This window comes from Streptomyces canus, assembly GCF_030815415.1.
GTDB lineage: Bacteria > Actinomycetota > Actinomycetes > Streptomycetales > Streptomycetaceae > Streptomyces > Streptomyces canus_F.
On record NZ_JAUSWW010000001.1, the window covers coordinates 7,735,236 to 7,756,058 of the forward strand.

Annotated in this window: 21 protein-coding genes; 13 read left to right on the forward strand and 8 right to left on the reverse strand. The window is 70.1% G+C overall.

What is annotated here, in order from left to right; all coding sequences use genetic code 11:
* Window positions 1–774, reverse strand: a complete 774-nt coding sequence (locus tag QF037_RS35755; protein WP_307032411.1) for an IclR family transcriptional regulator — start codon at window positions 772–774, stop codon at window positions 1–3.
* Window positions 775–896: 122 nt separating this feature from the next.
* On the opposite strand from QF037_RS35755, the gene QF037_RS35760 reads away from it, so the two are divergent.
* Window positions 897–2,426, forward strand: coding sequence for an aldehyde dehydrogenase (NADP(+)) (locus tag QF037_RS35760; RefSeq protein WP_307032412.1), 1,530 nt, complete (start codon window positions 897–899; stop codon window positions 2,424–2,426).
* Between the two features lie 105 nt (window positions 2,427–2,531).
* Window positions 2,532–3,140: a DUF1349 domain-containing protein gene (locus QF037_RS35765; protein ID WP_307032414.1), complete on the forward strand. Its 609-nt coding sequence runs from the start codon at window positions 2,532–2,534 to the stop codon at window positions 3,138–3,140.
* Here the strand turns inward: QF037_RS35765 and QF037_RS35770 are convergent.
* Window positions 3,100–4,428 carry an MFS transporter gene (locus QF037_RS35770; protein ID WP_307032416.1) on the reverse strand — a complete coding sequence of 443 codons (1,329 nt, stop codon included), beginning with the start codon at window positions 4,426–4,428 and terminating at the stop codon, window positions 3,100–3,102. The two genes, QF037_RS35765 and QF037_RS35770, sit on opposite strands and share 41 nt — an antisense overlap.
* A gap of 133 nt (window positions 4,429–4,561) precedes the next feature.
* Between QF037_RS35770 and QF037_RS35775 the strand changes: the two genes are divergently transcribed.
* The 7 genes from QF037_RS35775 to QF037_RS35805 all read left to right on the forward strand — a co-directional run bounded on the left by QF037_RS35775 (window position 4,562) and on the right by QF037_RS35805 (window position 11,318).
* Window positions 4,562–5,551 carry a GlxA family transcriptional regulator gene (locus QF037_RS35775; RefSeq protein ID WP_307032418.1) on the forward strand — a complete coding sequence of 330 codons (990 nt, stop codon included), beginning with the start codon at window positions 4,562–4,564 and terminating at the stop codon, window positions 5,549–5,551.
* The gene (locus tag QF037_RS35780; RefSeq protein ID WP_307032420.1) at window positions 5,548–6,042 is read left to right on the forward strand and encodes a GNAT family N-acetyltransferase; all 495 of its coding nucleotides are present in this window, start codon (window positions 5,548–5,550) and stop codon (window positions 6,040–6,042) included. Before QF037_RS35775 ends, QF037_RS35780 begins: the two co-directional genes overlap by 4 nt.
* A gap of 76 nt (window positions 6,043–6,118) precedes the next feature.
* Window positions 6,119–6,838 (forward strand): DsbA family oxidoreductase, encoded by a 720-nt coding sequence (locus tag QF037_RS35785; RefSeq protein WP_307032421.1) that lies wholly within the window; start codon window positions 6,119–6,121, stop codon window positions 6,836–6,838.
* Between the two features lie 191 nt (window positions 6,839–7,029).
* A complete protein-coding gene (locus QF037_RS35790) occupies window positions 7,030–8,415 on the forward strand; it encodes an RNA-guided endonuclease InsQ/TnpB family protein (RefSeq protein WP_307032423.1) in 1,386 nt (461 codons plus the stop codon).
* Entirely contained in the window at window positions 8,355–9,410 is a 1,056-nt protein-coding gene (locus QF037_RS35795) for an aminotransferase class V-fold PLP-dependent enzyme (protein WP_307032425.1), read from the forward strand. The genes QF037_RS35790 and QF037_RS35795 overlap by 61 nt, the downstream gene beginning before the upstream one ends.
* A 251-nt stretch (window positions 9,411–9,661) precedes the next feature.
* Window positions 9,662–10,279 (forward strand): RNA polymerase sigma factor, encoded by a 618-nt coding sequence (locus tag QF037_RS35800; RefSeq protein WP_307032427.1) that lies wholly within the window; start codon window positions 9,662–9,664, stop codon window positions 10,277–10,279.
* A 34-nt stretch (window positions 10,280–10,313) separates the two neighbouring features.
* Window positions 10,314–11,318 carry a maleylpyruvate isomerase family mycothiol-dependent enzyme gene (locus QF037_RS35805; RefSeq protein ID WP_307032429.1) on the forward strand — a complete coding sequence of 335 codons (1,005 nt, stop codon included), beginning with the start codon at window positions 10,314–10,316 and terminating at the stop codon, window positions 11,316–11,318.
* Between the two features lie 165 nt (window positions 11,319–11,483).
* On the opposite strand, the gene thpD is transcribed toward QF037_RS35805, so the two are convergent.
* The 6 genes from thpD to QF037_RS35835 all read right to left on the reverse strand — a co-directional run bounded on the left by thpD (window position 11,484) and on the right by QF037_RS35835 (window position 16,932).
* Entirely contained in the window at window positions 11,484–12,374 is an 891-nt protein-coding gene (gene thpD / locus QF037_RS35810) for an ectoine hydroxylase (RefSeq protein WP_307032431.1), read from the reverse strand.
* An 8-nt stretch (window positions 12,375–12,382) separates the two neighbouring features.
* A complete protein-coding gene (locus tag QF037_RS35815) occupies window positions 12,383–12,793 on the reverse strand; it encodes an ectoine synthase (RefSeq protein ID WP_307032434.1) in 411 nt (136 codons plus the stop codon).
* A gap of 45 nt (window positions 12,794–12,838) precedes the next feature.
* Window positions 12,839–14,110 (reverse strand): diaminobutyrate--2-oxoglutarate transaminase, encoded by a 1,272-nt coding sequence (gene ectB / locus QF037_RS35820; protein WP_307032436.1) that lies wholly within the window; start codon window positions 14,108–14,110, stop codon window positions 12,839–12,841.
* Window positions 14,111–14,162: 52 nt separating this feature from the next.
* Complete coding sequence (gene ectA, locus QF037_RS35825; protein WP_307032438.1) at window positions 14,163–14,687, reverse strand: diaminobutyrate acetyltransferase; 525 nt, start codon at window positions 14,685–14,687, stop codon at window positions 14,163–14,165.
* 305 nt (window positions 14,688–14,992) lie between these two features.
* A complete protein-coding gene (locus QF037_RS35830; RefSeq protein ID WP_307032441.1) occupies window positions 14,993–15,520 on the reverse strand; it encodes a DinB family protein in 528 nt (175 codons plus the stop codon).
* A gap of 311 nt (window positions 15,521–15,831) precedes the next feature.
* On the reverse strand, window positions 15,832–16,932 hold the full coding sequence (locus QF037_RS35835; protein ID WP_307037529.1) for a pyridoxal-phosphate-dependent aminotransferase family protein: 1,101 nt from the start codon (window positions 16,930–16,932) through the stop codon (window positions 15,832–15,834).
* Window positions 16,933–17,121: 189 nt separating this feature from the next.
* On the opposite strand from QF037_RS35835, the gene QF037_RS35840 reads away from it, so the two are divergent.
* Genes QF037_RS35840 through QF037_RS35855 form a run of 4 tightly spaced genes read left to right on the forward strand, consistent with a single transcriptional unit; the run spans window position 17,122 to window position 20,709 of the window.
* Complete coding sequence (locus tag QF037_RS35840) at window positions 17,122–17,979, forward strand: transporter substrate-binding domain-containing protein (RefSeq protein WP_307032443.1); 858 nt, start codon at window positions 17,122–17,124, stop codon at window positions 17,977–17,979.
* Window positions 17,976–18,809 carry an amino acid ABC transporter permease gene (locus tag QF037_RS35845; protein WP_307032445.1) on the forward strand — a complete coding sequence of 278 codons (834 nt, stop codon included), beginning with the start codon at window positions 17,976–17,978 and terminating at the stop codon, window positions 18,807–18,809. The genes QF037_RS35840 and QF037_RS35845 overlap by 4 nt, the downstream gene beginning before the upstream one ends.
* Window positions 18,806–19,597 (forward strand): amino acid ABC transporter ATP-binding protein, encoded by a 792-nt coding sequence (locus QF037_RS35850; protein ID WP_307032447.1) that lies wholly within the window; start codon window positions 18,806–18,808, stop codon window positions 19,595–19,597. Before QF037_RS35845 ends, QF037_RS35850 begins: the two co-directional genes overlap by 4 nt.
* A gap of 14 nt (window positions 19,598–19,611) precedes the next feature.
* Complete coding sequence (locus tag QF037_RS35855) at window positions 19,612–20,709, forward strand: amidohydrolase family protein (protein WP_307032449.1); 1,098 nt, start codon at window positions 19,612–19,614, stop codon at window positions 20,707–20,709.
* Window positions 20,710–20,823 lie beyond the last annotated feature (114 nt).

Sequence of the window (20,823 nt, forward strand, 5' to 3'; positions counted from 1 at the left end):
TCAGAGCCTACGGGTGGCCAGTGTCAGCCGGTCCCGTGCGTCGAACAACGCGTCCTTCACCATCTGTTCGTGCGCCGGCGTGAGCCGGGCCACCGGCACCGAGCAGCTGATCGCGTCCCGCGCGGGGGTCCGGTAGGGGATCGCCACACCGAAGCAGCGCAGCCCCAGCGTGTTCTCCTCGCGGTCCACGGCGAAGCCCTGCTCCCGCACCAGGTACAGCTCCTCGATGAGCTTCTCCCGGTCGGTGATCGTGTTCTCGGTGAGCGCGGGCAGTGTCTCCGGGAGCATCTTGCGGACCTGCTCGTCGGTGTAGGTGCTCAGCAGCGCCTTGCCGAGGGAGGTGGAGTGCGCCGGGAGCCGGCGGCCGACCCGGGTGAAGGGCCGCAGATAGTGCTGCGACTGCCGCGTGGCCAGGTAGACGACGTTCGTCCCGTCCAGACGCGCCAGGTGGATGGTCTCGGTCGTGTCGTCCGACAGCCGGTCCAGCGTCGGACGCGCCGCCGCGACCACCTCGTCGCCGTCGATGTACGACGTGCCGACCAGCAGCGCCCGCACCCCGATGCCGTACCGCGTGCCCGTCGCATCCGTCTCCACCCAGCCCAGCTCCACCAGCGTGCGCAGCAGCATGTAGAGGCTGGACTTGGGATATCCGACGGCCTCCTGGACCGCCGCGAGGGAGTGCATGCCGGGGCGTCCGGCGAAGTATTCGAGCAGTTCAACCGTCCGTACCGCGGACTTGACCTGCGCCCCGCCGCCCGTCTCGCCTGCCGACATCGCCCTTGACCCCTTCGTTGGACGGGAAATAGTCTCCAACAGCATATTCATCATCAGAGACAGCGTTCAGTATATCGAACGACCCTGGTGGATGACCTAGGAACTGTGTGGAGGGACCCGCGGTGGCAGCAGCACCAGTCTGGAGTGTCGACCCCCGAACCGGGAAGCAGCGTGAGCAGGTTGCCGTGGAGGCTACCGCCCAGGAGGTGGACGCCACCGTCCGGGCTGCGCACGACGCCCGTGGCGCCCTCGCCGACCGTACGGTCCGCGCCGCTTTCCTGCGTACCGCGGCCGACAAGCTGCAGGACGCCAAGGACCAGCTCGTCGAGGCCGCGGACGCCGAGACCGCGCTCGGCCCGGTCCGGCTCACCGGCGAACTCGCCCGCACCAGCTATCAGCTGCGGGCCTTCGCCGACATCGTCGACGAGGGCGCCTTCCTCGACGTCGTGATCAACCACCCCGACGACACCGCGACCCCGCCGATCCCGGACCTGCGCCGCTACAAGGTGCCGCTCGGCGTCGTCGCCGTCTACTCGGCCTCCAATTTCCCCTTCGCGTTCTCCGTCGCCGGCGGTGACACCGCGAGCGCGCTGGCGGCCGGCAACCCGGTCGTCGTCAAGGCACACCCCGACCACCCGGGCCTGTCCGAGCTGGTCGCGGCCGTCCTGCGCCGGGCCGCCGCCGAGCACGGCATCCCCGAGAGCGTGCTCGGTCTCGTGCACGGCTTCGAGGCGGGCATCGAGCTGATCAAGCACCCGCTGGTCGCCGCGGCCGGCTTCACCGGGTCCATCCGTGGCGGGCGGGCCCTCTTCGACGCGGCAGCCGCCCGTCCGGTCCCGATCCCCTTCCACGGCGAGCTGGGCTCCCTGAACCCCGTCGTCGTCACCGAGGCCGCGGCCGCCGAGCGCGCCGAGGCCATCGGCACGGGCCTCGCGGGCTCCATGACGCTGGGTGTCGGCCAGTTCTGTGTGAAGCCGGGCCTGGTGCTGGTGCCGTCGGGCGCCGCCGGTGACGGTCTGGTCAAGTCCCTCACGGACGCCGTCAGCGACACCGACGCGGGCGTGCTGCTCGACCACCGGATGCGGGACAACTTCATCGCCGGGGTCGCCGAGCGCGCCGGACTGGCCGACGTGGAGACGCCGGTCACGCCGGGCTCCGGCGGTGACCACACGGTCAGCGCGGGCTTCCTGACGGTGCCGGCGGACAAGCTGGCCGCCGAGGGCGAGCACGATCTGCTCCTGGAGGAGTGCTTCGGTCCGGTGACGGTCGTGGTGCGCTACGACGACGACGCGCAGGCGCGGGCCGTGCTGTCGCGTCTGCCGGGCAACCTCACCGCGACGGTGCATCTGTCGACCGAGGAGACCGAGGGCAAGGGGCGTGGCACGGAGATCCTGGCGGAGCTGACGCCGCTGGCGGGGCGTGTGCTGGTCAACGGGTGGCCGACCGGGGTTGCCGTGGCGGCGGCTCAGCATCACGGTGGTCCGTACCCGGCTACGACGTCGACGTCCACGTCGGTCGGTGGTACGGCTATTGAGCGGTGGATGCGGCCGGTTGTCTATCAGACGACGCCCGAGGCTCTGCTGCCGGTGGAGTTGCGGGACGACAACCCGTTGGGGCTGCCTCGTCGGTTCAACGGTCAGCTGGAGCGATAGCGCCGTAGGGGGTGCGGGGATTTCGGCGGCTGCGGGCTCGTCGTGGCTTGTCGCGCAGTTCCCCGCGCCCCTGGGTGGGTGCACTCACCCTGCGATAATCAGTTGATGGACGTCTTGCTCCCCGAACTGCCCTTTCCCCTCCGCACTTACGGCCCTGACGGGCACTGGTCCTACGAGGACGGTGTGCTCAGCGGGTGGGCCGGGCCTCGGCAGGACCGGTTCGTGCCGCCCACCGCCGAAGGGCTCGATCCCGCCTCAGACGCGCCGCGGCTGCTCGGTGCGCCCGAGGGGGACTTTCAGCTCATCGCTCGCGTCACCGTGGGGTTCAACGCGTCCTTCGACGCGGGTGTGCTCTACGTCCATGTCGGCGACCGGGCCTGGGCCAAGCTCTGCCTGGAGTACTCCCCGGACGTGGCCACCATCTGCACGGTGGTCACCCGGGGGCACTCCGACGACGCCAACTCCTTCACCGTGGACGGCAGTTCGGTCTGGCTCAGGGTGAGCCGCACCGGCCGCGCCTTCGCCTTCCACGCCTCCCGGGACGGCGAACGCTGGATATTCGTCCGGCTGTTCACCCTCGATGACGAGAAGAAGAGCGACGCCGCCCTCGTCGGCTTCATGACCCAGTCCCCGATGGGGGAGGGCTGCGTCGTGACGTACGACCACCTGGAGTTCAGGCCCGACTGGCCGAAGGACCTGAGAGACGGAAGCTGAACAGCCACGTCACCGCGAACAGGGCCGCGCCGATCCCGAGGCTCTCCCGCATCCCCTCGACGAACCCGTGGGAGACCAGCGTCCCGAACACGGCGATCCCCAGCCCTCCCGCCGTCTGACGGGCGGAGTTGAGGACGCCGGCCGCCAGCCCGGCCCGCTCCGCCGGCACCGCCTCCATCATCAGGGACGTCAGTGGCGGCACTGTCAGCGCGCAGCCGACGGACAGCGGGATGAGCAAGGCCGCCACCAGAGTCGCGGGGGTCCCCTCGTCGACGCACACGAGCAGCAGCAGGAGACCGGCCGTCGCCAGTCCCTGGCCGATCAGGATCGGCACCCTCGGCCCGTAGCGCCCCGCCAGCCGTCCCGCGGACACGTTGGACGCCGCGATCAGCCCCGACATCGGCAGGAACAGCAGCCCGGCGTACAGCGCCGAATGCCCCTGGACCTGCTGGAAGAAGAGGGAGAAGACGAACACCACCCCGTAGAAGGCCACACTGCACGCCACCCCCGCCGCGACCGCCACGGAGACGGCCCGGGTACGGAACAGGCCCGGCGGGACCACCGGATGCGCCTGCCGCGCCTCGACCCGCACGAAGAGAACGCCCGACACCACCGCCACCGCCAGCGCCACCAGCCCGGTCGCCCCACCCTCGATCACCGCGAACGTCATCGCCGTCAACGTCACGATCGCCGTCAGCTGTCCGGGCAGGTCGAGAGGGGCCGGCCGCCGCTCCGACCGAGGGGCCCGCACCAGCAACGCCAGCGCCACCGCCCCCAGCGGCAGGTTGATGAAGAAGATGCCCCGCCAGTCCCAGGCCGTCGTCAGCGCACCGCCCGCCACCGGCCCTAGGGCGACCGCCACCGAACCGCCCGCGGCCCACGCGGCCACCGCACGCGCCCGGCGCGCGGCATCGGGATACGCCTGCCGTACCAGGGCCAGCGACGCCGGAAGCACCACGGCCGCCGCGACGCCCTGCACCGCCCGGGCACCGATCAGCACCGCCAGGTCCGGTGCCAGCCCGCAGGCCGCCGAGGCGAGGGTGAAGAGCAGGATGCCGATCGCGTACGCCCGGCTCGCCCCGGCCCGGTCCGAGAAGGCGCCGGTGGACAGCATGAGCGCGGCGAAGGCGAGGGTGTAGGCGTCCACCACCCACTGAAGGCCCGCCATCTCACCACCGAGCGCCGAACCGATGGCCGGGAGGGCCACGTTCACCACGGACGCGTCGAGGGTGATCAGCGCGAAGCCGAGAAGCGCGGCGACCAGGGTGGTGGCGGGAGAGGTCCTCATGGACTGCGACTCCCCAGAAGGAGCGGTGAGTTGACGTTTCCTGGCCAAGTGATTACCGGACATGCCCCCATGCTGCGGATCTCCGCCGACATACAGTAGTGGCCTGAATGCCATACGTCCGGAGGTTCTGGCCATGCCCCGCACTCCGCACCGTGTCGTCGTCATCGCGCCGTCGCCGGTCTCGATGTTCAACCTGGCCATCCCCGAGATGCTCTTCGGGAAGGTCGAGGTGGACGGCGGTCAGGGCTACGAGGTCGTCGTCTGCACCCCGGACCCGGGCCCCGTCGCCACCACCGGCGGCCTCGCCCTCCACATCGACCGGGATCTGGACGCGGTCGGGGGCGCCGACACGGTGGTGGTGGCCGGGACGGGCCACCACTACGCCCCCGACCCGCGCACCATCCACGCCGTGCGCGAGGCGGCGGCGGCCGCCAGGCGCGTGACCTCCATCTGCAGCGGCGCCTTCGTCCTGGCCGAGGCGGGCCTCCTGGACGGCCGCAGCGCCACCACGTACTGGCAACTGGCCGACGAACTGCGCGACCGCTACCCGTCCCTGGACCTCCAGGGCGACGTCCTGTACGTACAGGACGGCCAGATCCTCACCTCCTCCGGCTACGCGGCCGGCATCGACATGTGCCTGCACATGATCCGCACCGACTACGGCGCCGCGGTCGCCAACGAGGTGGCCCGCCTCTCCCTGGTGGCCCCGGTACGGCCGGGCGGCCAGACCCAGTTCACCCAGACCCCGCTTCCCCCCGAACGCGGCACGGCCTGCGCCGACACCCGGGGCTGGGCCATGCGCCACCTCGACAGGCCCCTCACCCTCACCGACCTCGCCCGCCACGCCGGCGTCTCGGTACGCACCCTCACCCGCCGCTTCCACGCGGAAAGCGGCGTCAGCCCCCTCCAGTGGCTCCTGCACCAGCGCATCGAGCGCGCGAAGGAACTCCTGGAAACGACCACCCTCCCCATGGACCAGGTGGCCCGCTCCTGCGGCCTCGGCACCGCCGACTCCCTCCGCGCCCACCTGGTGCGCCGCACCGGTCTGACACCGAGCGCCTACCGGGCCCAGTACACCCGCCTGGGAACCGGGCCGACCGAGGTCACGTCCTCCGTTGCATGATCCATGACAGGGCCGTAGGAGCCCGGGTGATCCGGACCGCCGTACCCGCCGAGGCGGAGGTGGTCGCCGCGCTCCACGCCCGCGCCCGGGCCACGTACTACCCGGACGGCGTCCCGGACGACGGCACCGACTGGCTCGCCGCCTGGCAGGGCGCCATCGCCCGGCCGGACGGCCATGTCCTGTGCCTGGTGGACGACGGGCGCATCGTCGCGCTCGCCTCGTTCCGGACCCCCGAGGGTGCCCCGGCGGAGACGGTCGAGCTCTTCCAGTTCCACGTCGACCCCGGCCGGTGGCGCTCCGGCGTCGGCACCGCCCTGCACACGGCGTGCGTCGAGCAGTGGCGGGCCGACGGCAAGCGGACCGCCGCGCTGGGGGTGCATGTGGACAACGCGCGGGCACAGGCCTTCTACACGCGCCAGGGCTGGACCCGTCACCCCCTCGAACCGGGGCACCACCATCTGCGCATGACCCTGGCGGTGACCGGGGAATGATCCCCACTCCTTGAACGTTCACCGATTAATCGGAGGCCGTCTCCGTACCCCGTGCGACCTGGAAAGAGCCGAAGACATGCGCGTCGAGATCTGGAGCGACATCGCCTGCCCCTGGTGCTACGTGGGCAAGGCCCGCTTCGAGAAGGCGCTTGAGGCCTTCCCGCACCGTGACCAGGTCGAGGTGGTCCACCGCTCCTTCGAGCTGGACCCGAACCGCGCCAAGGGTGACGTCCAGCCGGTGATCAGCATGCTGACCAAGAAGTACGGCATGAGCGCGGCGCAGGCCCAGGCCGGCGAGGAGAACCTCGGCACGCAGGCCGCCGCGGAGGGCCTGGAGTACCGCACCCGGGACCGCGACCACGGCAACACCTTCGACATGCACCGCCTGCTCCACCTCGCCAAGGCGCGGGGCCGGCAGGACGAGCTCATCCAGCTGCTCTACCGGGCCAACTTCGCGGAGGAGCGCTCCGTCTTCGCCGAGGGCGAGGAGCGGCTCGTGGAGCTGGCCGTCGCCGCCGGTCTGGACGCCGACGACGCCCGCAAGGTCCTGGCCGACCCGGACGCCTATGCCGACGACGTCCGCGCCGACGAGCGCGAGGCCGCCGAACTCGGCGCGAACGGCGTGCCGTTCTTCGTCCTCGACCGCAAGTACGGCATCTCCGGCGCCCAGCCCGCCGAGGTCTTCACCCAGGCGCTGACCCAGGCCTGGGGCGAGCGCCCGCCGCTGACGCTGATCGAGGACAACGGCGCGGAGGCCTGCGGCCCCGACGGATGCGCGGTACCGCAGCAGCACTGAGACGGCGATGGTCGAAGCGGCCCTGTAAGGGATCTTCAGGGGAGCCGCGTAAAGATTCGCGCGTCGTCGTCCGTGATGCTGAAGGCGGCCATGGATAGGTGGTGGGTGGTCGGTGAAGGTGTGATCACTCGGATGGGTGATCGTGATCGATGGTGTGCACGGTCGGGGAACGTGTGGCCTAGCTTCGTGGCATGGCGCGGTTTCGGATGTACCCGACGAGTGAGCAGGAGCAGCGGATGCTGCTGCACTGCGCGCACGCGCGCTACGTCTGGAACCTGGCCGTCGAGCAGCACGCGCACTGGAGGCTGGGCCGGAGGCCGACGCCCGGATTCGTCGAGCAGTGCCGTCAGCTCACCGAGGCGCGGCGGGAGAACGAGTGGCTGGGTGCTGGGAACGCGGATGTGCAGCAACAGGCGCTGAGGGACTTCGCGAAGGCCAAAAGCGCCCGTTTCACGTCCGGGTTTGGCGAGCCGACCTGGCGCAAGAAGTTCAAGCACGAAGGCTTCCGGGTCATCGGGACTGACCGGGTGCCCGAGTACCACGCGGACGGCACGCCGAAGCTGAACGCGAAGACCGGCGAGCAGGTGATGGGCCGGGCGGTGGTGGTGGACCAGGTCAACCGGCGGTGGGCGCGGGTCAAGGTGCCCGGCTGCGGCTGGGTGCGCTTTCGTCTCAGCGCCCGGGGCAAGGGCGCTGTGCCGCCGGATGCCAAGACGTTCCGCATCACGCTGAAGAACGGTCAGTGGCACGCTGCGTTCGCCGTCATCCCCGACTCCGTCGACGCACCCGGCACCGGCGGGGTCATCGGCATCGACCGGGGCGTGACCATAACCGCCGCGCTCTCCGACGGGCGGAAGCTGAACTGCCCGCAGCTCACCGTCCGGGAGCGGGCCCAGGTCCGCAAGCACCAGCGGCGCGCCGCCCGGGCACCGAAGGACAGCAGCCTGAAGACGGCTGCCTACGCGAAGGCCGCGAAGCTCAAGGCGCGGGAGGCGAACCGGCGTAAGGACTGGTGCGAGAAGACGTCAACGATGCTTGCCCGGACCTGCGATGTGATCCGGTTCGAGAAGCTGAACATCAAGACCATGACCCGCTCTGCCAAAGGCACCTTGGAGGAGCCTGGCCGACGGGTCGCCCAGAAACGGGGCCTGAACCGGGCGATCCTCGCTCAGGGTTGGGGTCTGCTGCGGCAGCGGACCGGGCACAAGGCGCCCGGCCGGGTCGAGGACGTACCCGCTCCGTACACATCTCTGCGGTGCAGTGCCTGCGGATGGATCGACAAGAACTCGCGCAAGAGCCAAGCCGAGTTCGTCTGCTCCTCCTGCGGCTTCACCTGCAACGCGGACACCAACGCCAGTATCAACGTCGCGGCAGGACAGGGCGGTATACCCCGCCCCCGGCGCACAGCCGGTGCCGGAGGGACGACACCGCCCACGCGGTCCAGGAGCGTCCGTGAACCTCAGCCCGTATGGGCTGGAATCTCCTTCTTAGAGGGGGAGGATGTCAAAGTGGACCCATGGAGACCTCCTTCGAGAGCCTCGTCCGTTCCGAGTTCGCCCCGAAGAACACCTATCTGAACACCGCGTCCAGCGGTCTGCTCCCCGCCCGCACCGTGACCGCCCTGACGGAGGCCACGAGGATCCGCGCCGAGGGCAGGCCGCTGGACCCGCTGTTCGAGGACGTGGAGGCGGCCCGCGCGGCCTTCGCCCGGCTGGCCGCGGTGCCGGCGCACCGGGTGGCGGCCGGCGCCTCCGTCTCCACCTACTCCGGCCTGGTCGCGGCCTCGCTTCCCGCGGGCGCCGAAGTCCTCACCGCGGAGGACGACTTCACGTCCATCGTGAACCCCTTCCACGCCCGAGGCGACCTCAAGGTCCGCATGGTCCCCCTGGAGCGGCTCGCCGAGTCGGTCCGCCCGGAGACCGCCCTCGTCGCGGTCAGCGCCGCCCAGTCCGCCGACGGCCGTATCGCGGATCTGCCCGCGCTGCGCGAGGCCGCCCGGACGCACGGGGCCCGGACCTACGTCGACTTCTCCCAGGCCGCCGGATGGCTGGCCATGGACGCGACCGAGCACGACTACACCGTCTCCACCGGCTTCAAGTGGCTGCTCGGCCCGCACGGCGCCGCCTTCCTGGTGGTCCCGGAGGACTTCGGGGCCCTGACCCCCCTGCTGGCCGGCTGGGTCGCGGGCGAGATCCCTTGGAACAGCTGCTACGGCCCGATCGCCGAACTCGCCCACTCCGCCCGCCGGTTCGACATCAGCCCCGCCCTGTTCACCTACGCCGGCCTGCGCGCCTCCCTCTCCCTGATCGAGGAACTCGGCGTGGCCGCCATCCACGCCCACGACCTCTCCCTGGCCGACCGCTTCCGCGCGGGCCTCGCCACCCTCGGCCACGAACCGGTGCCGGCCCCCGGCTCGGCGATCGTCTCCGTCCCCGGACTCGGCGCGCAACAGCCCGCGTTGAGCGCGGCGGGCATCGAGGTCTCCGACCGCGCGGGCAATCTGCGCGCCGCCTTCCATCTCTACAACACCACCGCGGACGTCGACCGCCTTCTGGACGCCCTGTCCGTCTGACCTACGGCGCGCGAATCATTGGCCATGGCCTGTTGTCGTGAATCGCTGGCGCGGGCCCGGCGAGGACGCTAGTGCCGCGGCAGGCAACGTTTGCCCGTCAAGGAGCGGCGTCCGGTGCGTGCTCTCGGCGTGCCGGCCGGAAGCCCTCGTACTGGACGTACTTGGGCTTTCGGCCGGTGCGGCGAGAGTGCGTGCCGGGCGTCGCGACGGGGCAAACGTTGCCTGCCGCGGCACTAGGAAAGGCACCAGGGGTGGTGGTGCCGGTGGAACACGCGGGCGACACGTCCGTGGGGCCTCCCGTCGACACGGAGCTGCACAGGCGGCTGGTGTACGGCGACGAGTCCGCGCTGACCGAGGCGTACGAGGCGTACGGCGGCCTGGTCCGGCGGATCGCCGTACGGGTCACCCGCAGCCCGGGCGCCGCCGAGGACGTGGCGCAGGAGGTCTTCACCCACCTGTGGAGCAGGCCGTACGCCTTCGACGCGGAGCGCGGCACCCTGCGCACCTGGCTCTCCATGCTCGCCCACCGGCGGGCCGTGGACTGGGTGCGCGGCGAGGCCCGGCACCGCAAGGCCGCCGGTGCCGACGACTCCGCGCTCCAGGCCATCCCCGAGCCCGGTCCCGGCCCCGACGAGACGGTCGTCGACCGGGAACGCGCCCTCCTGCTCCACTCCGCCCTCGCCGAACTCCCGCAGACCCAGCGGGAGGTGGTGCACCTGGCCTACTTCGGGGGCCGCAGCTACCGGCAGGCCGCGGTCGACCTCGGCATCCCCGAGGGGACGGCCAAGACACGGCTGCGCACGGCGTTACGTACCTTGGCCGACTCTTTGGCGGACCCGCCCGACCCGGCGCTGGAAAGAGGCGCATGATGGCAGGAGACCTCGCGCGAAAGGGGGGCGTCCGGTGACCACCGAACACGACGGCGTGCGCGACCTGCTGGCCGCTTGGGCCTTCGGGGCCCTGGACCCCGCCGACCGCAGAACGGTCCCGCTGCACCTGGCCGAGTGCGAGAGCTGCGCGGCGGAGGCGCAGCGGCTGCGCGAGGCGGTACGACTCCTCGACGGCCCCGCGTCGAACGGCCCGGGCCGCCGCCCGGCCGCCGGCATCCTCTCCGGCGCCCTGCGCACCCGCCCCGCCGCACCCCGGGTCGCGCCGCACGCCGCCCCGTACGCCGCGGCGGTGGCCGGCCTCAAGGCGCTGCTGCCCGAGATCGAGGGCCGCTGGTCCACCCCGGTCGTGCACGACTGGGACGTGCACGCGACCCTCGCCCATCTCCTCGCCGCCGACGAGCACCTGGCGCGGCTGCTCGCCCTGGACACCCGTCTGCCGCTCTCCCGGATACCGCACGACACCGACTGGGGGGAGGCCTGGAACGCGCGGACCGCCGAGGTCATCGCCCACGAGTACGGCCGTACGCCCGAGGAGACCGTCGCCGACTGGGCGGCGCAGGCCGACGAGCTGCTCACCGCGCCCGAGGCCCTGGATCCCGAACCGGCCGCCCGCGTCGTGACGTTGACAGGGGTACGGCTGCCGGTCGCCGACCACTACGTGGTGCGCGCCTTCGAGGCGTGGATCCACACCGACGACATCGGCCGCGCCCTCGGACTCGCCGTCCCGCCGCCGCCCGAGGCGCACCTGTGGCAACTGGTCCATCTGGCCGTCCGCATCCTCGGCCTGGCCCTGGGCCGGGACGCCGCGCCGGTGCTGTTCTCGGTCACGGGCGGCGAACAATGGGTACTGGGCTCGCAGGACGATCCCGTACGGGCCGAACTCACCCTGGATCCCGTCGACTTCTGCCTGTTGGTGGGCGGCCGCCACACCCCCGACGAAGTACCGCGCGGCACCTCGGGCGACGAGGACGCCGCACAGAACGTACTGGACCAGGCGTCCCGGCTGGCCTGGCTCTGAGCGGTCCTCGCGGAACCTTCGACGCCCCCGACCGTAGGACGTTCTACGGCGGGGGCGTCGAAAGGCTGGACGGACTGCCCGGTGCTCAGCGGACGGGAGTGAAGTCCCGCGCGCCGATGCTGCATCTCCCGGGGGGCAACTCCCGGACCCCCGGCCGGACTTGCCTCACGGCACCGGAGTGAAATCCCTTGCTCCGATGAACTCGGGCCGGCGGATCGGTGCCGCGAACGGCTCCACGGCCGCGTTCTCCACACTGTTGAACACGATGAAGACGTTGCTGCGCGGGAACGGCGTGATGTTGTCGCCGGACCCGTGCATGCAGTTGCAGTCGAACCAGGTCGCCGAACCGGCCTTACCCGTGAACAGCTTGATGCCGTACTCACCGGCCATCGCGGTGAGCGCCTCGTCCGAGGGCGTACCCGCGTCCTGCATCTGCAGCGACTGCTTGTAGTTGTCCTTCGGCGTGGCCCCCGCACAGCCGAGGAACGTACGGTGCGAGCCCGGCATGATCATGAGCCCGCCGTTGGTGTCGTAGTTCTCCGTCAGGGCGATGGAGACGGACACCGTCCGCATGTTCGGCAGCCCGTCCTCGGCGTGCCAGGTCTCGAAGTCCGAGTGCCAGTAGAAGCCGGAGGCACCGAAGCCGGGCTTGACGTTGATCCGCGACTGGTGGACGTACACGTCCGAGCCGAGGATCTGCCGGGCACGGCCCACGACCCGCTCGTCGCGCACCAGATTCGCGAACACCTCGCTGATCTTGTGCACCTCGAAGACCGAGCGGATCTCCTTGGACTTCGGCTCGATGATCGAGCGCTCGTCCGCGCGGATGTCCGGGTCGGTGACGAGCCGTTCCAGCTCACGCTGGTAGACGGGGACTTCGTCGGGGCCGATGATCTGGTCGACGGCGAGGAAGCCGTCGCGCTCGAACGCCTCCAGCTCGCCCGTGGCGATCGGTCCCGGCGCGCCGGGGGCCGACCAGACGACCGGGTCCTTGCGGGGCGTCGACACCTCGGTGGCGCCGCGGCTGGGATAGAGATCGGTGACGGTGGTGGTCATGGGTGCGGTCACACCTCCTCGGATTCGGGTTCGGTGAGCAGCGGGTAGACGCCGTTCTCGTCGTGGTCCTCCCGGCCGGTGACGGGCGGGTTGAACACGCAGATGCAGCGGAAGTCCTCCTTGACCCGCAGCGTGTGACGCTCGTGTCCGTCCAGGAGGTACATGGTCCCGGGCGTGATCGAATGGGTCAGCCCGCTCTCGTGGTCGGTCAGCTCGGCCTCGCCCTCGACGCAGACGACGGCCTCGATGTGATTCGCGTACCACATCGACGTCTCCGTACCCGCGTACAGGATCGTCTCGTGCAGCGAGAAGCCGACCCGCTCCTTGGCGAGGACGATGCGTTTACTCTCCCAGGTGCCGGACGCGGCCTTCACATGGCGGTCGGTGCCTTCGATGTCCTTGAACGAACGGACGATCACGGTGCTGCGATGCCTCCTATGTAGACGGTTGGTGCAGAGGGTGGTTCAGACGGTTTCCCGTACGGAGCGGGCCAGGACGCTGAGCCCCTCGTCCAGCTCCTCGGGGGTGATCGTGAGCGCCGGAAGCAGCTTCACGACCTCGCTCTCCGGGCCCGACGTCTCGATGAGCAGCCCGAGCTCGAAGGCCCGGTGCGCCACCCGCCCGGCGCGCGCCTTGTCGTGGAACTCCAGGCCCCACACCAGCCCGCGCCCCCGGTACTCCTTCACATCGGCGAGGTTCTCCTCGGTGATGGAGATGAGGGCCTGCTCGATCTGCTCACCGCGCTTGCGGGTCTGCTTCTCCATCGCGGAGCCGTCCGCCCAGTACGTCTCCAGGGCGGCGGTGGCGGTGACGAAGGCGGGGTTGTTGCCGCGGAAGGTGCCGTTGTGCTCGCCCGGCTCCCAGATGTCCAGCTCCGGCTTGAACAGGCAGAGGGACATGGGAAGGCCGTAGCCGCTGATCGACTTGGACACGGTGACGATGTCGGGCGTGATGCCGGCCTCCTCGAACGAGAAGAAGGCCCCCGTACGTCCGCACCCCATCTGGATGTCGTCGACGATGAGCAGCATGTCCTGCCGCTCGCACAGCTCGGCGAGGGCCTGCAGCCACTCCTTGCGGGCCACGTTGATGCCGCCCTCGCCCTGCACGGTCTCGACGATCACGGCGGCCGGCTTGTTCAGTCCGGAGCCCTGGTCCTCCAGGAGCCGCTCGAACCACAGGAAGTCCTCGACCGTGCCGTCGAAGTAGTTGTCGAACGGCATCGGTGTGCCGTGCACGAGCGGGATGCCGGCGCCGGCCCGCTTGAAGGCGTTGCCGGTGACGGCGAGCGACCCGAGGGACATCCCGTGGAAGGCGTTGGTGAACGAGACGATGGCCTCGCGTCCCTTGACCTTCCGCGCCAGCTTGAGCGCGGACTCGACGGCGTTGGTGCCGGTCGGGCCGGGGAACATGACCTTGTACGGCAGGTCGCGCGGCCGCAGGACGATGTCCTGGAAGGTCTGCAGGAAGGCCCGCTTCGCGGTGGTGGACATGTCGAGCCCGTGCGTGACGCCGTCCCGCTCCAGGTAGTCGATCAACGCCCGTTTCAGGACGGGGTTGTTGTGCCCGTAGTTCAGGGAGCCGGCGCCCGCGAAGAAGTCCAGGTACTCGTGGCCGTCCTCGTCGAACATGCGGCTGCCCTGCGCGCGGTCGAAGACGGTGGGCCAGCCGCGGCAGTAGCTGCGCACTTCGGACTCGACGGTCTCGAAGACACTGAGGTCGGGCTGGGTGATGGTCACGAAGAATCGCTCCTCGATGCGTGGGGGAGTGCGTTCGGGTCGTCGCGGGTCGTCAGAGGGAGAGGGAGAGGGGGCCGATGCGGTACAGGACTTCGGGTTCGTGCGGCCCGTCGGGGAACAGGCCCGCGTCGAAGAGCACCTCACGCTCCAGGTCGGCGTCATGACGCTCGGCGAAGGCGCCGAACAGCCGCTCGGAAGCGGTGTTGCCGGGCGTGATGGTCGTCTCGACGGCGGTGATCCGCTGCTCGGCCGAGGCCCGCACGGCGAGGGCGTCGAGCAGCGCCGCGGCGAGCCCGCGCCCGCGGTACGCCTCGTCCACGGCCACCTGCCAGACGAGCAGGGTGCGCGGACGGTCCGGCCGCAGGTACCCGGTGACGAAGCCGACCGGCTCGCCGCTCCCGTCCCGGGCGACGGCCGACGTCGCGGCGAAGTCGCGGCACCACAGCAGATAGCTGTACGACGAGTTCAGGTCGAGGACCTTGGAGTCCCTCGCAATCCGCCACAACGCGGCGCCGTCCGCGACGGTGGGTCGGTCGATTTGCAGTTCTGCTGTCGTGTCTGCTGGTGCGGCAGTCATGCGAATTGAATTTACCCAGGGAAATTCAAAATTGCATCGCCGGAAGGGGTTACGGGTCGGCGGTGCATGTGTTATCACGCGGGCGCGGGCGGACGCGTGAAAGGTGCGAGGTATGGCCGGTTTTGACCATGTCAAAGGGTGTAAATCACCCTTGATGTGTAACGCGTCACAGCCATGTAATCCCCATGAGATCTGCCCGAATTCATCCGGTTGGTGTTCGCAAAATCTTTGCGTTTAGGACGAGAGAAAGCGGGCAGGAGAATACGGGAAGCTGCTCTGGAATGAATTCCAGAATTACCCCTGAATTAGGTTCCGGTTACCCCGTCGATTCGTTCCCGCAAGATGTCGGCATGTCCGTTGTGCCGGGCGTACTCCTCAATCATGTGGATAAACACCCACCGCAGACTCACCTCCATCCCGGGAACGGGCCCCTCCATGACCCGCCCCGTGTCGTCCAGTGACCGCCCGGCGACGATCTCGCGGCCCCGCGCGATCTCCCGCCGCCAGACACCGAGCGCGTCCTCGAGCGTGCGGGCGGGATCGAGGCGGTACCCGGTCGCCTCACCGAACACGGGCGGCACATCGAGCCCCGCGACCACCCTCTGGAACCAGTTCCGCTCGACCTCCGCAAGATGCTGCACCAACCCGAGCAACGTCAGCCCGGACGGCTCGGCCGAGGCCCGCCGCACCTGCTCGTCGTCCAGCCCCGCACACTTCAGTTCCAACGTGGCCCGATGAAAATCCAACCAGCTCTCCAGCATGGGGAGTTCGCCGCCGGTGACGAGCGGGATGGGGCGGCCGTCGGGGAGGATGTGGGGCGTGTCGGTGGTCATGCGGGGAGCATGACACGGGGGCACGGCCCGCCGGAACGTACCTTTCAGCCCCGTCCGCACCTTCCAGCCCGCCCGGCATTCAAGGACCAGGATCTGCCGTCCCGATCCCCCACCCGCCCGCAGGCGGCTCCGCCCCGCGACGCCGGTCCAGGCTTTCAGCCCGTCCGGCGTTTGAGGACGAGGCCCTTTGGGCCGATGGGGGTCCAGGGGGCGGAGCCCCCTGGGGGGCGGGGTCGAAGGGGCGGCAGCCCCTGGGGATGGGACGGGTAAGGGCGGCGGGGGCGAGAAAACCCGGCCCCCGCCCGAAACACCTACCGCCAGCTGTCCTCCACAGCCCGCAGCGCCCCCTCCACATCCACATCCAGCCCCTGCTCACTCAACGCGGCCCCCAGCGCCGCAAGACTCGCCCGCACGGCCCCCGGCGTCGCATCCGCCCCGTAGTGGTTGACCCGGATCATCTCCTTGGCCAACGCACCCCCACCCGCGGCCACCGGCAGCGCCGGATCCGATCCCAGCGCCCGAGCCACCAGCTCCGACGCCACCACCCCCGCCGGCGCCCGCAGCGTCGTGGCGACCGGCGCCGCGTCCCGCGCCTCGTACACATACGGCTCGAGCCCGCCCCCCAGCGCCACGGCCCCCGCCCGGACCGCCGCGGCCGCGGACGCGTGGCGGGCCATCACCACGTCGAGCCCGACCGCCTCGATCCGCTCGACGCAGGCTTCCAGCGCCAGCATCTCCAGCTGGGCCGGTGCGTGCAGCAGCGCCTTGCGTCCGCCGTCGACCCACCGCTCCTTCCAGTCCAGCAGCGAGAGGTACGACCGCCGAGGCGCCCGCGGATTCGCTTCCATCCGAGCCCACGCCCGCGAGCTCACCGAAACCGCCGAGACACCCGCGGGCCCGCCCATCGCCTTCTGTGCCCCGATCACACACAGGTCGACACCCCACGCGTCCGGCAGCACCGGCTCCGCCCCGATCGAGGCGACGGCGTCCAGGTAGAACAGCGCACCGTGCGACCGCACCACCTCCCCGATCTCCGCGACCGGGTTGGTGTTGCCCGTCGCCGCCTCCGCGTGCACCAGCGAGACGAAGTCGATCGACGGATGCTCGGCGAGGGCCTCCCGGATCTGCTCCGCGGTCACCGCCGTGTGGAACGGCACCGCCAGATCGATCACGGTGGCCCCGCAGTCCCGCAGCCAGTCCCCGAAGGTCTGCCCGTACGGCCCGGTGATCACGTTCAGCGCCACGGTGCCGGGACCCGCGGTCGCCCGGATCGCCCCCTCCAGCGGCAGCAACGCCTCCCCCTGCATGATCACGACATCCTGCGAGGTGTTCAGCAGCCGCGCCACGCGGTCCTCGATCGACGCGAAGTGCGCCGCGCTGAGCGGGGCCAGGTCCAGGAAGGGGTGCGTCACAGTGGTGCTCTCTTCACTCACGGGATCAACGAATCGAGGGTAACCGGCCCCCTGGGCACCCCAGCCCGCCACCGACTTCTTAGGTCAGACGGCTGTATAACCATCGGTTTGATTTGAGGGCCTCAAACTTCTCCTTATAATCGGAACCCGATATCCGGAACAGACAGTTCCCTCACAGGAGGCTTCCCCGTGAAGACGATCCTCGGGCGTCGGGCCCGCGTCCTGGCCGCCACCACCGTGACGGCCGGGCTCGTGCTCGTGGCCGGCTGCTCCTCGGACGACGACGGCGGCAGCGGCACCAAGACCGCCGCCGGCGGTGTCGAGCTCGTCAAGGCGGGGCAGCTCACCACCTGCACCCACCTTCCGTACCCGCCCTTCCAGTCGGAGATCGACGGCAAGGTGCAGGGCTTCGACGTGTCGCTGATCGACCTCGCCGCCAAGGACCTCGGCGTGAAGCAGGAGATCCTCGACACACCGTTCGAGAACTTCAAGACCGGTGCGTTCCTCAACTCCGGCGAGTGCGACCTCGCCGCCGCCGGCATGACCATCACCGACGAGCGCAAGAAGAACGTCGACTTCTCGGACCCGTACTTCGACGCCACCCAGGCCCTCCTCGTCGACAAGGGCAGCGGCATCACGTCCCTCGCCGACGTCAAGTCCAAGAAGATCGCGATCGGCGCCCAGGCGCAGACCACCGGCGAGGACTACGCCAAGAGCCAGGGCTTCGACCCGGTCTCCTTCGAGTCCTCCGACGCCGTCCTCAACGGTCTGCGCTCCGGCCAGGTCAAGGCCGTCGTCATCGACTACCCGGTCGTCCAGGGCTGGCTGAAGACCAAGGCCAACGCCGACGCCTTCCAGGTCGCCGAGCAGATCAACACCGGTGAGCAGTACGGCTTCACGGTGAAGAAGGGCAACACCAAGCTGCTCGCCGCCATCAACAAGGCTCTCGCCGAGGCCAAGTCCGACGGCACGTACAAGACGCTGTACGAGAAGTGGATCGGCCCCTACGACGAGTCCGCGGCCTCCGCGTCCCCGTCCGCCTCATGACGAGCTCCGACGCACAACTCCAGCCTCGCAAGAAGGGCCTGACCCGGAGTCAGAAGCGCCGCCTGTCGCGTGGCGCCCAGTACGTCGTGTTCGTCGCGGCCGTCGTCGCCTTCGCGGCGTCGGCCGACTGGGACCGGCTCAAGAACCAGTTCGCGCAGTGGGACATCGCCGAGCAGATGTTCCCCGACGTCATCACGCTCGCGCTGAAGAACACCGTGCTCTACACGCTGTCCGGCTTCGTGTTCGGACTCGTCCTCGGCATGGTCATCGCGCTGATGCGGCTGTCGTCGGTGGGCCCGTACCGCTGGTTCGCCGGTGTGTATATCGAGATATTCCGCGGTCTGCCCGCCCTGCTGATCTTCATCTTCATCGGCGTGGCCGTACCGCTGGCCTTCCCGGGGACCGAGATCCCCGGCGGCACCTACGGCAAGGTCGCCCTCGCGCTCGGCCTGGTGGCGGCCGCGTACATGGCCGAGACGATCCGTGCGGGCATCCAGGCGGTGCCCAAGGGGCAGATGGAGGCGGCCCGTTCGCTGGGCTTCTCGCCCGCGCGGGCCATGGTCTCGATCATCATCCCGCAGGCGTTCCGGGTCATCCTCCCGCCGCTGACCAACGAACTCGTCCTGCTCTTCAAGGACTCCTCGCTGGTCCTCTTCCTCGGCGTCACCCTGGAGGAGCGCGAACTGTCCAAGTACGGCCGTGACCTGGCCAGTACGACCGCCAACTCCACGCCGATCCTCGTCGCCGGCCTGTGCTACCTGCTGGTGACGATCCCGCTCGGCTTCGTCGTGCGCCGTATGGAGGCGAAGGCCCAGGAGGCCGTGAAATGAGCCGACCGGAAATCGAAGTCCGCGCACTGCACAAGTCGTTCGGCGACAACGAGGTCCTCAAGGGCATCGACCTGGAGATCGGCCAGGGCGACGTCGTCTGTGTCATCGGCCCCTCCGGCTCCGGCAAGTCCACGCTGCTGCGGTGCGTGAACCTCCTGGAGGAACCGACCGAGGGCCGGGTCTTCGTCGGCGGCACCGAACTCACCGACCCCGATGTCGACATCGACGCCGTACGCCGCCGTATCGGCATGGTCTTCCAGCAGTTCAACCTCTTCCCGCACCTCACCGTGACCGAGAACCTCACGCTGCCCCAGCGCAGGGTGCTCAAGCGGGACAAGGCGCAGGCGGCGAAGGTGGCCGCCGAGAACCTGGAGCGGGTGGGCCTGTCCGAGAAGGCGAACGCCTACCCGGCCTCCCTCTCCGGTGGCCAGCAGCAACGGGTCGCGATCGCCCGCTCGCTGTCGATGGGCCCCGAGGTGATGCTCTTCGACGAGCCGACCTCGGCACTGGACCCGGAGCTGGTGGGGGATGTGCTCGCGGTGATGCGGATGCTGGCGCAGGAGGGCATGACCATGATGGTCGTCACCCACGAGATGACGTTCGCGAGGGAGGTCGCCGACAGGGTGGTCTTCATGGACGGCGGAGTGATCGTGGAGGACGGCACCCCGGCCCAGGTCATCGGCAGTCCCAGCCACGAGCGGACGCGCCATTTCCTGTCGCGGCTACTGGACCCGGCGATGGCTGATGTCGAGGAGGAGACGTCCGACCAGGTCGGCGACGGTGGCTGATTAAGCTCCTGGGCATGAGCGATCACCCGGTGCTGCACGTGAAGGGCAGGGTCCTGGTCGGACCCGACGACGCCCGCGACGAACTGTGGGTCGTCGACGGCCGGATCTCCTACGACCGTCCCGTCGGCGCCCAGGACGTCCGTACCGTCGCGGGCTGGACCCTGCCCGGTCTGGTGGACGCACACTGCCACGTGGGCCTCGGCCCCCACGGCCCCGTTCCCCAGGACGTCGCCGAACAGCAAGCCCTCACCGACCGGGACGCCGGTACCCTGCTGATCCGCGACGCGGGCTCCCCCTCGGACACCCGCTGGACCGACACCCGCGAGGACCTGCCGAAGATCATCCGTGCCGGAAGGCACATCGCCCGCACCCGCCGCTACATCCGCGGCTACGCCCACGAGATCGAACCGGAGGACCTGGTCGCCTATGTCGCCCAGGAAGCCCGCCGAGGCGACGGCTGGGTCAAGCTGGTCGGCGACTGGATCGACCGCGACCTCGGCGACCTGGCCCCCAGCTGGCCGCGCGACGCGGCGCGGGCGGCGATCGCCGAGGCCCACCGCCTGGGCGCAAGGGTCACGGCCCACTGCTTCGCGACCTCGTCCCTCCGCGACCTCGTAGAGTCCGGCATCGACTGCATCGAACACGCCACGGGCCTCACCGACGACCTGATCCCCCTCTTCGCCGACCGCGGCGTGGCGATCGTCCCGACCCTGGTCAACATCGCCACGTTCCCGAAACTGGCCGAGGGCGGCGAGTCCAAGTTCCCCCGCTGGTCGGCCCACCTCCGCCGCCTCCACGAACGCCGCTACGACACGGTCCGGGGCGCCTACGACGCCGGCATCCCGGTCTACGTCGGCACCGACGCCGGCGGCACCCTGCCGCACGGACTGGTCGCGGCCGAGGTCGCGGAACTGACCAAGGCGGGCATCCCCCCGACCGAGGCCCTCGCGGCGACGACCTGGGCGGCCCGCGAGTGGCTGGGACGCCCCGGCCTGGAGGAGGGCGCCACGGCCGACCTCGTGGTGTACGACGAGGACCCACGGGCCGATGTACGCGTACTGGCGGCGCCGCGACGGGTCGTGCTGAACGGGCGCGTCGTTGACGGATCGTGACCGAAATTCGCCCCACGTCGTTGTGCACCCCGGCTCTCGAACCGGCGCGTCAACGGGAGCGCTCGCACACATGGGGGCCCAGGGGTGACTTCGAGGAACACCCGTGCCGCACGA